The organism is Pseudoalteromonas obscura, from assembly GCF_030135505.1.
GTDB lineage: Bacteria > Pseudomonadota > Gammaproteobacteria > Enterobacterales > Alteromonadaceae > Pseudoalteromonas > Pseudoalteromonas obscura.
In genome coordinates this window covers 15,151-29,694 of record NZ_JASJUT010000009.1, presented here as the reverse complement: position 1 = coordinate 29,694, position 14,544 = coordinate 15,151, and the positions used below count along the sequence as shown (strand labels likewise).

Genomic DNA, 14,544 nt, shown 5'->3' with positions numbered 1-14,544 from the left:
TTTTGTTGGATAATAGTTACTTTTTCAATTTGGCGAACGCTTCAGCAAATGCATTACCCATAGCTGCATTGCCCTGATCGCGGCGGTTGCCTTTTGAGTTGTCGCGACGTTCAGGTTTACGGTTATGGTTTTGACCTGCTTTTTGCTGTGGCTTATTTTTATGCCCTTCAGCTTGTGACGGAGTGGCATCATTTAAGCGCATGGTAAAGCTAATGCGTTTTCTGTCTACATCTACTTCAATGACTTTTACTTTCACAATGTCGCCGGCTTTGACTACCTCACGAGGATCTGAAATAAACTTGTCGGTGATTGCTGAAATGTGAACAAGACCATCTTGGTGAACACCGACATCAACAAAGGCACCAAAGTTGGCAACGTTAGAGACTACGCCTTCAAGCACCATTCCAACTTTTAAATCAGATATTTTTTCCACACCTGCTTTAAATTGGGCGGTTTTAAACTCAGGTCGAGGATCTCGGCCAGGCTTATCTAGCTCAGCAATAATGTCAGTAACGGTAGGTAAGCCAAACTTTTCATCAACATAATCATTCGGAGTTAACTTTTTGAGTACGTCACTATTGCCTATTAAGCTCTGTAGCTCCAAACCGTTAGATTTAGATATTTGCTTAACCACTGGGTAAGCCTCTGGGTGAACCGCTGAAGCATCAAGTGGATCATCGCCATCTTGAATACGCAAGAAACCAGCTGCTTGTTCAAATGCTTTTGGACCTAAGCGCTCGACTTTTTTCAGCTGTTTTCGGTTGGCAAAAGATCCATTACTGTCTCGGTATTTGACGATATTGCTCGCCAAAGTTTTATTGAGTCCAGATACACGAGTGAGTAGAGGCACAGATGCTGTGTTAACATCAACGCCGACAGAGTTAACACAATCCTCTACTACAGCTGTAAGGGTTTGACCAAGCTGGCTTTGCGATACATCGTGCTGATATTGGCCGACACCGATTGATTTAGGTTCAATTTTAACGAGTTCGGCAAGTGGATCTTGTAATCGTCTAGCGATAGATACAGCACCGCGCAGTGAAACATCGAGCTCAGGGAATTCATTTGCAGCAAACTCTGATGCTGAATAGACAGATGCGCCAGCTTCACTGACCATGATTTTCGTTAAATTTAGATCCGAAGCTGCTTTTTGTACTTCGCCAGCAAGTTTATCGGTTTCTCGTGACGCAGTTCCATTACCAATGGCAATCAGTTGGACTTTGTGTTGGCGAGATAATTGCTCAATTGTGCGAATTGATTTTTCCCAATGGTTTTGGGGCGCATGTGGATAAATCGTGGTTGTAGAAAGTAATTTACCAGTCGAATCTACAATCGCGATCTTACAGCCAGTTCGCAAACCTGGATCAATACCCATGGTTACTTTCGGCCCAGCAGGCGCGGCCATTAACAGGTCTTGCAGGTTTTTAGCGAATACATCTATCGCACCACTTTCTGCTTTTTCTCTCAAAGAACCTAAGAACTCATTTTCAAGGTGTAGAGCTAATTTGATTTTCCAAGCCCATTGTACAACGACCATCAACCAATCACTGGCTTTGGCACCTTGTACTTTCAACCCATAATGATCTGCAATCATTTGAGCACAATATTGTTGATGATCTTGTGCCTCTGGTTCAGGGTTAATGGTTAATTGCAAAATACCTTCGTTTCGCGCTCTGAGCATGGCCAATGCGCGGTGCGAAGGTACTTTTGAAAGTGCTTCGTTATGCTCAAAATAGTCTCTGTATTTATTGCCCGCTTCTTCTTGCCCTTTAACCACGCGACTTTGCAATTGAGCATTGTCAGTGATGTGTTTTCTGAATTTAGCAAGTAACTTGGCATCTTCAGCAAAACGTTCCATTAAAATAAACTTAGCGCCTTCAAGTACGCTTTTTACATCGGTAAATCCGGCATCAGCATTGGTGAAGTCTTCTGCCATTTGCTCTGGCGATAAATTCGGATCCGCAAAAAGTTGATCGGCTAGCGGCTCTAAACCAGCTTCTATCGCAATTTGACCTTTGGTTCTGCGCTTCGGCTTATAGGGTAAATATAGGTCTTCAAGCTCAGTTTTACTGTTGGCTTGTGCAATATCACTGGCGAGTTGTGTTGACAGTTTGCCCTGCTCTTCGATTGTTTTGATGATAAATGAACGTCTTTCTTCTAATTCTCTTAAATATGAAAGGCGTTGCTCCAAAAGGCGCAGTTGAGAGTCATCTAAGCCACCAGTGGCTTCTTTACGATAACGGGCGATAAAGGGAACTGTTGCGCCCTCATCTAACAATGTGGTGGCTGCCAGCACTTGCTGTTCTGAGGCATTTAGCTCTTGGGCTAAACGAGCTGAGATGTTGCTCATGCAAAATCCTTATAAAGTTCAATTAGCTACGCTAAAAAATCTATTAAGCGTTGGGGGTTATCATACCATATTAGTGGTAAATTTATCAGGCCTGATATTCGATTCTATTGATATACCATTGTGCATCACCTTGAGGTGTTTTCACCATGAAATCATCATCGACTGATTTTCCGAGTAAAGCTCTGGCCATTGGCGAATCTATAGAAATATAGTCATTGCGCTCGTAAATTTCATCTGGCCCAACGATCCTGAAAAATTTAGTTTCCCCCTCGTCATTTTCTATTTCGACCCAAGCACCAAAATAGACTTTGCCAGCTTGTTGTGGGTCATATTCAATTACTTTTAAATCAGGTAAGCGTTTGCGTAAATATCTAACACGTCGATCTATCTGCCTAAGCAAGCGTTTGTTAAAGGTATAGTCGGCATTTTCGGAGCGATCTCCGAGACTGGCGGCCCAATTGACAATCTTTGTTATTTCAGGACGCTTTTCAAACCATAGGTGGTCGTGCTCTTGCTGCAGTTTTCGATACCCTTCGGGCGTAATTAAGTTTGTTTTCATAATGCAATATATCGGAAAAACCTATATAAGGTACGCGTGTTTAGATAACTGTAACGTTCAGTAACAATCTTATCAGTATGTTATGGTGTCTAAGGAGCTAAATTTCAATTATATTTAACCAATAGTTCAGTGATAACAAGAAGAATTCGATGGGAAATGAAACAACAAAAGTACTAGTCGTGGACGATGATATGAGATTACGCAGCTTATTGGAGCGTTATCTTGTTGAGCAAGGTTTTATTGTCCGAAGCGCTGCAAATGCCGAGCAGATGGACAGGTTACTGGAAAGAGAAAATTTTCACTTAATGGTTTTAGACCTCATGTTGCCAGGAGAAGATGGACTTTCTATTTGTCGCCGCCTCAGACAAAAAGAGAATGAAATTCCTATAGTCATGTTGACTGCCAAAGGGGATGAAGTAGACCGTATTATCGGCTTAGAGTTGGGCGCTGATGACTATCTACCAAAACCTTTCAACCCGAGAGAATTATTGGCCCGAATCAAGGCAGTTTTACGAAGAAAAACGAAAGAAGTACCCGGTGCACCTGCCGCGGAAGAAAACGAAGTTGAATTTGGCATATTTAAATTGAACTTGGCCACCCGTGAAATGCAAAAAGGGGACGAAACGATTGCGCTTACCAGTGGTGAGTTTGCTGTATTAAAAGCATTGGTCAGTCACCCGAGAGAACCTCTGAGCCGAGACAAGCTAATGAATTTAGCACGTGGTCGTGACTATAGTGCATTGGAGCGGAGTATCGATGTACAAGTCTCCCGACTGCGCAGAATGATAGAAGAAGATGCATCAAACCCAAGGTATATACAAACGGTTTGGGGACTTGGATATGTGTTTGTGCCTGATGGCGAAAAGTAATGAGCATTTTTCCTCGTAGTGCGTTTGGTCAGACTGTATTTTTTGTCGCGGGATTGTTATTAATCAATCAGGTTGTCTCTTATATTACGGTGACACTGTATGTGTTTAAGCCGACTTTTGAGCAAGTGAATTTGATGCTCGCTAAACAGGTCAAAACGGTCTTTATTGACTGGGAGGAAGGCGTTGAAGTCGACACTGCGTTATCGAATAAATTTTTTGAGATAACGGGGATCGATGTCATGACGCAAAAAGAGGCTTATCGAAATGGTTTGGGGCAAGCGCGTGAGTACAGCTTGCTCTCTCGTAGCATGTCAGAACAACTAAATGGTTCAGCACGCGTACGGATCAGTCAAGGAGATCCTATCGTCTATTGGGTTGAAGCTCCTCAGGCTCCTGGGTATTGGGTTCGAGTCCCGTTGACAGGGTTTTCTGAGACCAAGCTAGAGTTTTTGGTGTTCTACTTATCTAGCATTGGTTTTTTAAGTGTTTTAGGTGGGTGGCTTTTTGCTCGGCATTTAAATAGACCCCTGCGAGCACTGCAAACCGCAGCAAGTAGAGTTGGGGTTGGTGATTTTTCGACCCGGCTTGTTGAGCAAGGATCTACTGAGGTTATTGAGGTCACAAAGGCGTTTAACCAAATGTCAAAGGGGATAGCTGAATTAGAAAGTGATAGACGGCTTCTAATGGCGGGTGTCTCTCATGATTTGCGCACACCTTTAACTCGGATCAGATTAGCAACGGAAATGATGTCTGATGAGGATGAATATCTCAAAGAGGGCATTATTGACGATATTGAAGATATGAACGCGATTATTGATCAGTTTATTGAATATCTTCGACACCATAGCAGTGGTGAAATGCACTTAGAAAACGTCAATACTTTGGTGGAAGAGGTGGTCCATGCGGAGCAGCAACATAAGCGGGTGATCAACTTGTGCTTAGCAGAGGGTACTCCTTGGGTTGTGGCTAATCACGTCGCTTTAAAGCGTGTATTAACGAATATGATTGAAAACGCCATCAAGTATTCAGAAGGTGAAATTGACGTCCACACTGAGTTAGACCCCAAAAATAAAGTGATGGTTATCCAAGTGAAAGATAGGGGACCGGGGATCCCTGAGTCTGAGCTAGAATCCGTATTTGAACCGTTTAAGCAGGGCGATCAAGCTAGAGGCTCAGATGGTAGCGGATTAGGTTTGGCAATTATCAAACGAATTGTTGCAACACATGGCGGCAAAGTTTCTTTGAGAAACCGGGCCGAAGGAGGGTTGTCTGCAGAAGTTGCCCTACCACTCGCGAAAAAGTAATTTAATTTTTCTATCATATAGCTTGGTATTTTGCCAAGCTTACCCCCCTTGAATCACACGTATATCAAACAACACAGTCATGCTGAGTGTAAAACTAAGCGCTTTGTAGAGCAGTTCTTCACTGATAGCAATACCGAATGTCAATTTTAACTGCCCCCAAAGGTTTGCAGTAGCGTGGAGTGCTCAACGTCAAAGCATTTAATTACTGAGAGAGGAGAGATGAACGCGACAGTTTCATTACTTAATTCGCTTCTTAATGGTGCAATGCCTTAGCCAATTACCAAGCTGCGGACATAAAAAAACGCCCAACGAGGGGCGCCTTTGATAAAGGAAAAGGTAATGCTTAACCGCGAGGACCAGCTGACTTGATTGCGTCAGATACGTCGTATTTCTCGAAGTTAGCTTTAAAGTCTGCCGCTAGTTTAGCCGCGTACTCTGCATACTTGTCTTTATCTTCCCATGTATTGACAGGGTTAAGTAGTTTTTCATCTACACCTTCAACAGCAACAGGAATATCTAAGTTAAGTGCTTCGATGTGTTGTGTTTCAACACCTTCTAGCGTGTCATTAACGATTGCGTCGATAACTGCACGTGTCGTAGGGATATCAAAACGCTTACCTACACCGTAAGGACCACCAGTCCAGCCAGTATTTACAAGGTATACTTTTGCTCCAAACTCACGAACACGCTTCATCAGAAGCTCGGCATAAACACCTGCTGGACGTGGGAAGAATGGCGCACCAAAACACGTAGAGAATGTAGATTCGATATCAGATGTTGAACCAATTTCTGTTGAACCAACTTTTGCAGTGTAACCACTTAGGAAATGGTAAGCTGCTGCTTCTTCTGACAGGATAGATACTGGAGGCAGTACACCACTTACGTCACAAGTTAGGAAAACAACTGCGCGAGGCTCGCCTGCACGGTTTTCAACTTTACGCTTCTCAACGTGCTCTAATGGGTAAGCTGCACGTGTGTTCTGTGTAAGGCTTGTATCGGCAAAATCAGGTACACGATTTTCATCAAGTACAACGTTTTCCAAAATTGTACCAAACTTAATGGCGTTCCAGATTACAGGTTCATTCTTTTGAGATAGGTCGATACATTTTGCATAACAACCGCCTTCAATATTGAAAACGCTGCCAGGTGCCCAGCCATGCTCATCATCACCGATAAGGAAACGTTTAGGGTCTGCAGAAAGTGTAGTTTTACCAGTACCTGATAAACCAAAGAACAATGTCGTGTCGCCTTGCTCACCAACGTTTGCACTACAGTGCATAGGTAAAACACCTTTTGCTGGTAACAAGAAGTTCTGAACAGAGAACATCGACTTTTTCATTTCACCGGCGTAATGCATACCTGCGATTAGCACTTTGCGCTCTGCAAAGTTGATAATAACTGTACCGTCACTGTTTGTGCCATCACGCTCAGGGTCACATACAAATGAAGGAACATTCATTACCTGCCATTGGGGTAAATCAGCTGCATTGTATTTGCTAGGTTCGATAAACATGTTTTTAGCAAAAATATGATGCCAAGCAGTTTCAGTCGTAACGACTACTGGTAAATAGTGCTCAGGATCTGAACCAACTTCTAAGTGAGAGACAAAGTGGTCGTTGCTGTGTACGTGTGCTTCTACACGAGCCCAAAGAGCATCAAATTTTTCGGCATCGAATGGACGGTTTACGTTACCCCATTGGATGTCATTTTGAGTGCTTGGCTCTTGAACGATAAAGCGATCGTTAGGAGAGCGACCTGTACGGCGGCCTGTTTTTGCTACAAAAGCTCCATTCGCTGCTAAAGTCCCTTCACCACGCGAGATAGCGTGTTCGACAAGTTCAGCTGCAGTTAAATCGACAAAACGAGTAGCGCTTGAAGTCATGTTTATACCTAAATGTGAGAATTGAACGGGATAGCTCTGGTTATTAAGTACCTAAAGCTTGAATTCATACTAACAGAAGCATTTGAGATATTCGAGCCCTAAAGGGGCCAGAAATTGCAATTTTTTGACAAAAAAACTGAATAATTTCAATGATACCGGTGTCATAAAATTTGCCATCTTGATGACACCGGTATCATTTTTTTGCAAACAAAAAGCCGCCAAAATGGCGGCTTTAATTCGAATGCGTAGGATGTACCTTATTTAATTAAAAATAGATTTGATGTCCTGTTCGCTAAAGCGGTAATCAGTTAAGCAATAGTGACAGCTAAGTTTTACTTCACCATGTTGCTCCACATCTTCCAAAAGTGCTTGTTGCCCAACATTAACTAGTGCACTAATGGTCTTTTCTCGGCTACAGCCACAGACAAAATTGACTTCTTGTGGCTCGAATAATTGAGGGTTGTCTTCATGATATAAGCGTGTCAACACAGTTTGTGCGTCTAACGTTAATAATTCATCTTCTTTAATTGTGTCACTTAACGCCTCGAGGTGCTCGAAATCACTTTGAGACTTTTCTTTGTTGACTGGCAAAACTTGCAAAAAGAGACCTGCTGCTTTTACTGAGTCTTGGCTAATTTGTGTTGCAAACCACAGTCGCGTCTTTAATTGCTCAGATTGGACAAAATAATCTTCAAGACATTTTGCTAAGGAATCTGAAGTAAGAGGAACCACGCCTTGGTATCTTTCGCCTTTTTCGGGGGATATCGTAATGATCATGTGACCCTTGCCGATTAGGTCACTAATACCCGAACCGGTGATTTCACCTTCAACGCGTGCGATTCCACGCATATTTTGTTGGTGGTTACCATTGATAACAGCATACTTCACAGGGCCGTCCCCTTGAAGTTGCACTGCAATATCCCCTTCAAACTTAAGTGTTGCAGTCAGTAAACTTGAGGCGACTAATAGCTCACCTAACAAAGTTTGCACTTCTACTGGGTAGTTGTGACCAGCAACAATATCCTTCAGTGTATGCTCGACTTGGACTAATTCACCTCGTACGTCGAGATCATCAAAAATATAGCGATGAAGTAAATCTTGTTTCATCTATGAGACCCTAATTTGATTTTAACTTAAGCAGCTCACGGCGCTGCTTTTTATCTGGCTTGTGCTCCGGGCGCGGTGCGAAGAAACTATTGTTTTTTCTAGCTATGGCATTTTGAGCCCGCTTTTCAATGCTTTCAGCCGACTCTTCGTATAGAGTTTGGGCTATTGGAGCGGCTTGGCGTTTGTCCATTAACTTTAAAACGGTGATGTGTTTTTCATCGTGACCCTGAGCGAGTTCTATGGTGGCACCGACATCGACATGACGGCTTGGTTTGCATCTTTGTCCATTATATCTGACTTTGCCACCTTGGATCATTTCACGGGCTATTGTGCGCGTTTTATAAAAGCGCGCAGCCCAAAGCCATTTGTCCAATCTGACTTTTGAATCATCTTGGTTGTTTTCTGGATTGACTTTTGTCACAATTCTTTAACTACGTTGGCGTCTTGCTCGATGGTGAAATTTATCATATTTTAACCGTCAAAAAAAGCATACCGCCCGATAGGTCAAGGAATGGCATATGAAGAGGAGTTGAACAAATGGTTAATACTGTGTTCATGTTACTCATGTCATATCTTGTACCGATTTAATTTAAAGTTTCACATTTGGGCGCTTGTTGAATCGAAATCTAAACGGTACACTGAGGCGCTTAATAGAATAAGAACAGTCTCATTAAAGAATTTTATATGGAATTACAAATACAACAGTTACAGAAAATATTACAAGGCTTGCCCCACGCTAAGCTTAGTCGTGCAGTGGTGTTCTTAGCTGTTGTATATATTGCATTTTTACTCTCTCAACTATTCTGGTTACTTTTCCCCAAACCTGACAGTGCGCCGTTAGATATTGCGCCTCATCAAGCCCAAAGCAGTGCGCAAACTGTCAGTAGTGCAACCATTCTTGCACAAAACATTTTTGGCAAAGCCAATGAGAAGCCGAAAGAAGCTGAAAAGCCTAAACCCGTTATCTCAAATGCACCTGAAACTCGCTTAAATGTGAAGTTAACGGGGATTGTTGCGATTAGTAAAAATGACAGTGCAGGACTTGCAATTATTGAATCCCAAAGTCGCCAGGAAACTTATTTAGTGCAAGATGTGGTGAAAGGCACTCGAGCTAAGCTCGCTCAGGTGTTACCTGATCGCGTCATTTTAGACGTCAACGGCCGATTTGAAACCTTGATGTTGGACGGGCTGGAGTTCACGCAAAAAGTGGCGATGCCAACAACGACTAAACGCAAGGCAGAACCAAAGAGCCGTATCAGTGATGAAACGCGTTCAGAGCTTGCTCAACGTCGCCAAGAGCTGCTAAATGAGCCTGGTAAGCTATTTGATTACATAAGAATTTCGCCAGAACGTCGCAATGGTCAACTTGTTGGTTATCGTTTGCGTCCTGGTAAAGATCCTCAGCTTTTCGCGAAGATGGGTCTAAAAAATAACGATCTGGCCATTGCGATAAATGGTTATCAACTCACGGATATGAAACAGGCTATGTCGGCAATGAACGAACTCAGAGAGAGTACGGATGCCAACATAACTATCGAACGCGATGGCCGCACTTTAGATGTGCAATTCAGCCTGTAAAAGACACTAATTTTGGAGTTAAAGAATAATGGGTAGAAAGCTACACCTCACAAGAATCAGAAAAGGGTTAGCTAAATATGCAGCTCTGTTGTTTGCGGCTGGATTGTCATTGTCAGTGTCTGCGGTTGAGTATGCGGCCAACTTTAAAGGGACTGATATCAATGAGTTTATTCTCATTGTTGGTAAAACGCTTAATAAAACCATCATCATAGATCCAAACGTGCGCGGTAATATCAATGTGCGTAGCTTTGAATTGATGGATGAAGAGTTGTATTACCAGTTCTTCTTAAGTGTACTAGAAGTATATGGCTATTCAGTGGTAGAAATGCCAAACGGTATTATGAAGGTTGTGCGAAGCTCTGATGCTAAAAAGTCCAACGTACCACTGGTAAATGATAGCAGTGAAGGCGACGGTGATGTGATGATCACGCGTGTCGTTGAAGTGAAAAACGTATCGGTACAGGAACTTGGTCCGCTTATTCGCCAATTTAGTGACCAAAAAGACGGTGGTCATGTTACTAACTTTAACTCAGCAAACGTAATGATGTTGACCGGTCATGCTGCATCGGTAAATCGATTGGTTAACATTATCAAATCGGTCGACCAAGCGGGTGATCAGCGCGTAGACATTGTTAGATTGAAACACGCCACGGCCGATGATGTGGTTCAAGTTGTAGAGAAAATCTATAAGGACACGGGTAAAGGTCGTGTTCCTGAATTTCTAATCCCGAAAATTGTTGCTGATGGACGAACCAATAGCGTCGTTGTCAGTGGTGAAAGTCAAGCACGTACTAAAGCCATTGAGTTGATCAAGCGTCTTGATGATGAGCTAGAGAATCATGGTAACACACAAGTATTTTATCTTGACTACGCCAAAGCTGAAGACCTAGTTAAAGTGCTGCAAGGTGTTAGTAAAACACTACAAGAAGAAGCGCAAGGTGGCGGTAAATCCAATCGTTCTCGTAGCAGTAATCGAAATGAAACCAGTATTGAAGCGCATGATGACTCAAACTCGCTAGTTATTACCGCACAGCCGGATACCATGCGTTCTCTGGCAAACGTTATCGAAAAACTAGATGTACGCCGTGCACAAGTTTTGGTTGAAGCAATTGTCGTTGAAGTACTTGAAGGCGATGGTATCAACTTTGGCTTACAGTGGATCACTGAGCAAGGTGGTATGCTGCAATTTAATAATGGCACAACAGTACCTGTTGGCGCATTGGCTGTAGCAGCAGAACAGGCCCGTGACAAGACAATTAAACGTACAGTACAGGCTGATCAAACCGCAGAGCTTCGTGATTATGAAGAAACCGTTGAAGGTGATTTAAATGCACTGGGCCAGTTGTTAGGTGGCGTAAACGGTCTAGCAGCAGGTGTGGTTAAAAACGACTGGGGTGCGATTATTCAAGCGGTGTCGACAGATACCAACTCTAATATTCTTGCAACGCCTTCTGTAACCACCATGGATAATGAAGAAGCATCTATGATTGTGGGTCAAGAAGTTCCAATTATTACTGGTTCAGCAGCAGGTGATAATAACTCTAACCCATTCCAAACAGTTGACCGTCAAGAAGTTGGTATCAAGTTAAAAGTCACACCGCAAATCAATGATGGTACAGCGGTACAATTAACGATTGAGCAAGAAGTATCAAGTGTCAGTGGCGCAACGTCGGTCGATATTTCAGTGAACAAGCGTGCGATTAATACCACGGTTATTGCTGATGATGGCGGCATGGTTATTCTTGGCGGCCTAATAGATGAAGATGTTCAAGAAAGTGTGTCTAAAGTACCACTACTTGGTGATATTCCTATCTTAGGTCACTTGTTCAAATCGACCAATACAAGCAAGCGTAAACGTAACCTACTGGTATTTATTCGCCCAACTATTGTTCGTGATAGCCGCAGTATGAACGAGTTAAGTCATGCTAAATATAAGTTTATTCGCAACGAGCAGATCAAAAAACAAGATGATGGCATTCAATTGATGCCACTTGAAGATGCACCAGTTCTGCCTGAGTGGAATGATGCGATGGTGTTGCCACCAACATATGAACAATACTTAGATCAGCAAAACGAGAAGAACGATGACTGAAGCAAGTATGAGTGTTGTTGAGGCTCCTATTGAAACAGAGTCTATGGCGGTGACTGATGAGGCGACGTTAGAAGAGCAACAAGTTCAACTGCGTCTACCTTTCTCTTTTGCTCGCCGAGAGGGTGTGTTACTCAGTGACGACCCCAAAGGCTTGAAGGTATTTCACAAAGGTGATGTTTCACTTGAAGCGTTGTTGGAAGTACGTCGCGTAGCCGGTGGTGGTTTTACCATTGAAGTCATCGACGAAGAAAAGTTTGAGCTATTGCTCGAAGCGTCTTACCAGCGAGACAGCTCTGAAACTCAGCAAATGATGGAAGACATCGGTAATGAAGTCGATTTATTCTCACTTGCTGAGGAGATGCCACAAACAGAAGATCTGTTAGCGGCAGACGATGATGCGCCGATCATTAAGTTGATCAACGCCATGCTAAGTGAAGCAATCAAAGAAGGGGCGTCGGATATTCACATTGAAACCTTTGAAGCAGATCTGGTTATCCGCTTCAGGGTTGACGGTGTACTTAAAGAAGTACTCAAGCCAAACCGTAAATTATCCTCGCTGTTAGTGTCTCGTATTAAGGTTATGGCGAAACTAGATATAGCTGAAAAACGCGTACCGCAAGATGGCCGGATCAGCTTAAGAATTGCTGGGCGTGCTGTAGATGTGCGTGTATCGACTATGCCATCTAGTTTTGGCGAGCGTGTTGTATTACGTCTACTCGATAAAAATAACGCACGACTTAACCTAGAAGATTTGGGGATGACTGAGCGCAATCGTGAATTGTTCTCTGAAATCATTGCTAAGCCACACGGTATTATCTTGGTAACAGGTCCAACGGGTTCTGGTAAAAGTACCACTTTGTATGCGGGCATGACGCAAATAAATTCAAAAGATCGAAATATTTTGACCGTTGAAGACCCTATTGAATATGAAATACCTGGGATCGGACAAACGCAAGTTAACCCGAAAGTGGACATGACGTTTGCACGTGGATTACGAGCGATTCTGCGTCAGGATCCTGATGTGGTTATGGTTGGTGAGATCCGAGATCTCGAAACAGGTCAAATCGCTGTGCAAGCATCATTAACGGGTCACTTAGTGATGTCGACGCTGCACACCAACACGGCATCAGGCGCGATCACACGGATGGAAGATATGGGGGTTGAACCATTCCTATTATCTTCATCATTACTGGGTGTATTGTCACAGCGACTAGTACGTACGCTTTGCCCAAGCTGTAAAGAGCCACACCTTGCCGATGAGAGAGAGTGTGAGTTGCTTGGCCTAGAGAAAGATTCGCAAACCACCATCTATCGTGCTGTTGGCTGTGAAGAGTGTAACTTTAATGGTTATAAAGGGCGAACAGGTATTCATGAACTATTGGTTGTTGATGAGCATATCCGCGAGCTTATTCACAACGGTAAAGGTGAACAGGCCGTTGAAAAGTATATCCGTAAAAATAGCCCAAGCATTCGTCAAGATGGTTGTTCACGAGTTCTGGCAGGACAAACCACGCTAGAAGAAGTAATGCGAGTGACGCGTGAGGAAGGATAATGGCGGCGTTTGAATATCGTGCCTTGGATGCAAAAGGCAAGGAAAAGAAAGGCATTTTAGAAGCCGATACAGCCAAGCAGGTCAGGCAAATGCTGCGCGAAAAGGCAATGATGCCTTTAGAAGTCGAGCCCGCAGCTGAAAAAGAAAAGTCGCAAGCTCAAGGTGGCTTTACGCTATCGCGGGGGTACAAGCCTTCGGTGAGCGACATTGCACTTATTACGCGACAACTTGCCACCTTGATCCAATCTTCTTTGCCTGTTGAAGCCGCTGTAATGGCAGTTGCCGAGCAGTGTGAAAAGCCGCGTTTAAAGCGTATGTTAATGGCTGTACGTTCAAAAGTAGTAGAGGGTTATACGCTAGCTGACGGCATGTCTGATTTTCCACACGTATTTGATAACTTGTACCGGTCAATGGTTGCTGCGGGTGAAAAGTCTGGTCACCTTGATGAAGTACTAAATCGCCTAGCTGATTATACTGAGCAGCGACAGCATATGCGTAGCCAAATTACTCAAGCAATGGTATATCCAACAATTTTGGTTATTTTTGCTATAGCCATTGTCTCTGTGCTACTGGGAACAGTTGTACCTGAAATTCTAAAAACATTTGAAAAGTCTAATCAAGTGCTGCCTTGGACGACTGAATGGGTACTCGCTGCCAGCCACTTTGTACAAGACTTTTGGATGCAGGCTACTGTGGCATTGGGTGGATTGATCGTTGCTGTTCAGCAAACGTTAAAGCGCCCTAAAGCACGCTTTTGGTATGATACTAAGTTGTTGCAATTACCGGGCATTGGCAAGATTAGTCGAGGTATCAACACCGCGCGTTTTGCAAGAACATTAAGTATTTTGTCATCGAGTGCCGTGCCTTTGCTTGAAGGGATGAAAATATCCGGGCAGGTACTTGAAAATGAAAAAATAAAAGCAGCGGTTGCTGAAGCTGCAACCCACGTAAGTGAAGGTGCAAGCCTCAAAGCGGCACTGCATCAAACGAAACTATTTCCGCCAATGATGCTACATATGATTGCCAGTGGTGAAAAGTCTGGAGAATTGGAGCAAATGCTAGAACGTGCTGCCAATAACCAAGACAGGGAGTTTGAAAGTATGGTGAGTGTTTCACTCAAATTACTTGAGCCGGCGATGATTGCCAGTATGGCATTAATTGTACTCTTTATCGTCATGGCAATACTCCAACCTATTATGGCAATGAACAAAGCAATTGGTTTGTAGTCAACATATTTAAAGATAAACACAC

Annotated in this window: 11 protein-coding genes; 6 read left to right on the top strand and 5 right to left on the bottom strand. The window is 43.2% G+C overall.

What is annotated here, in order from left to right; all coding sequences use genetic code 11:
* Window positions 1–16: 16 nt before the first annotated feature.
* Both QNM18_RS18440 and greB read right to left on the bottom strand, forming a co-directional pair.
* Window positions 17–2,350: a Tex family protein gene (locus QNM18_RS18440; protein WP_211013049.1), complete on the bottom strand. Its 2,334-nt coding sequence runs from the start codon at window positions 2,348–2,350 to the stop codon at window positions 17–19.
* A gap of 85 nt (window positions 2,351–2,435) precedes the next feature.
* Complete coding sequence (gene greB, locus QNM18_RS18435; RefSeq protein ID WP_023400665.1) at window positions 2,436–2,909, bottom strand: transcription elongation factor GreB; 474 nt, start codon at window positions 2,907–2,909, stop codon at window positions 2,436–2,438.
* A 149-nt stretch (window positions 2,910–3,058) separates the two neighbouring features.
* Here greB and ompR point away from each other — a divergent pair, with 149 nt between their 5' ends.
* Both ompR and envZ read left to right on the top strand, forming a co-directional pair.
* Complete coding sequence (ompR, locus tag QNM18_RS18430) at window positions 3,059–3,778, top strand: osmolarity response regulator transcription factor OmpR (protein WP_023400664.1); 720 nt, start codon at window positions 3,059–3,061, stop codon at window positions 3,776–3,778.
* Window positions 3,778–5,082 (top strand): two-component system sensor histidine kinase EnvZ, encoded by a 1,305-nt coding sequence (gene envZ / locus QNM18_RS18425; RefSeq protein WP_284138089.1) that lies wholly within the window; start codon window positions 3,778–3,780, stop codon window positions 5,080–5,082. Before ompR ends, envZ begins: the two co-directional genes overlap by 1 nt.
* 343 nt (window positions 5,083–5,425) lie before the next feature.
* Here envZ and QNM18_RS18420 read toward each other — a convergent pair whose 3' ends face one another.
* The 3 genes from QNM18_RS18420 to hslR all read right to left on the bottom strand — a co-directional run bounded on the left by QNM18_RS18420 (window position 5,426) and on the right by hslR (window position 8,492).
* Window positions 5,426–6,964 (bottom strand): phosphoenolpyruvate carboxykinase, encoded by a 1,539-nt coding sequence (locus tag QNM18_RS18420; protein WP_284138088.1) that lies wholly within the window; start codon window positions 6,962–6,964, stop codon window positions 5,426–5,428.
* Window positions 6,965–7,225: 261 nt separating this feature from the next.
* On the bottom strand, window positions 7,226–8,071 hold the full coding sequence (gene hslO / locus QNM18_RS18415) for an Hsp33 family molecular chaperone HslO (RefSeq protein ID WP_211013052.1): 846 nt from the start codon (window positions 8,069–8,071) through the stop codon (window positions 7,226–7,228).
* Window positions 8,072–8,081: 10 nt separating this feature from the next.
* On the bottom strand, window positions 8,082–8,492 hold the full coding sequence (gene hslR, locus QNM18_RS18410; protein ID WP_211013053.1) for a ribosome-associated heat shock protein Hsp15: 411 nt from the start codon (window positions 8,490–8,492) through the stop codon (window positions 8,082–8,084).
* Between the two features lie 263 nt (window positions 8,493–8,755).
* Here hslR and gspC point away from each other — a divergent pair, with 263 nt between their 5' ends.
* Genes gspC through gspF form a run of 4 tightly spaced genes read left to right on the top strand, consistent with a single transcriptional unit; the run spans window position 8,756 to window position 14,519 of the window.
* Window positions 8,756–9,649 carry a type II secretion system protein GspC gene (gene gspC / locus QNM18_RS18405; RefSeq protein ID WP_284138087.1) on the top strand — a complete coding sequence of 298 codons (894 nt, stop codon included), beginning with the start codon at window positions 8,756–8,758 and terminating at the stop codon, window positions 9,647–9,649.
* Window positions 9,650–9,677: 28 nt separating this feature from the next.
* A complete protein-coding gene (gspD, locus tag QNM18_RS18400; protein WP_211013055.1) occupies window positions 9,678–11,741 on the top strand; it encodes a type II secretion system secretin GspD in 2,064 nt (687 codons plus the stop codon).
* Window positions 11,742–11,784: 43 nt separating this feature from the next.
* Window positions 11,785–13,293, top strand: a complete 1,509-nt coding sequence (gene gspE, locus QNM18_RS18395) for a type II secretion system ATPase GspE (protein ID WP_211013074.1) — start codon at window positions 11,785–11,787, stop codon at window positions 13,291–13,293.
* Complete coding sequence (gspF, locus tag QNM18_RS18390) at window positions 13,293–14,519, top strand: type II secretion system inner membrane protein GspF (RefSeq protein WP_211013056.1); 1,227 nt, start codon at window positions 13,293–13,295, stop codon at window positions 14,517–14,519. Before gspE ends, gspF begins: the two co-directional genes overlap by 1 nt.
* Window positions 14,520–14,544 lie beyond the last annotated feature (25 nt).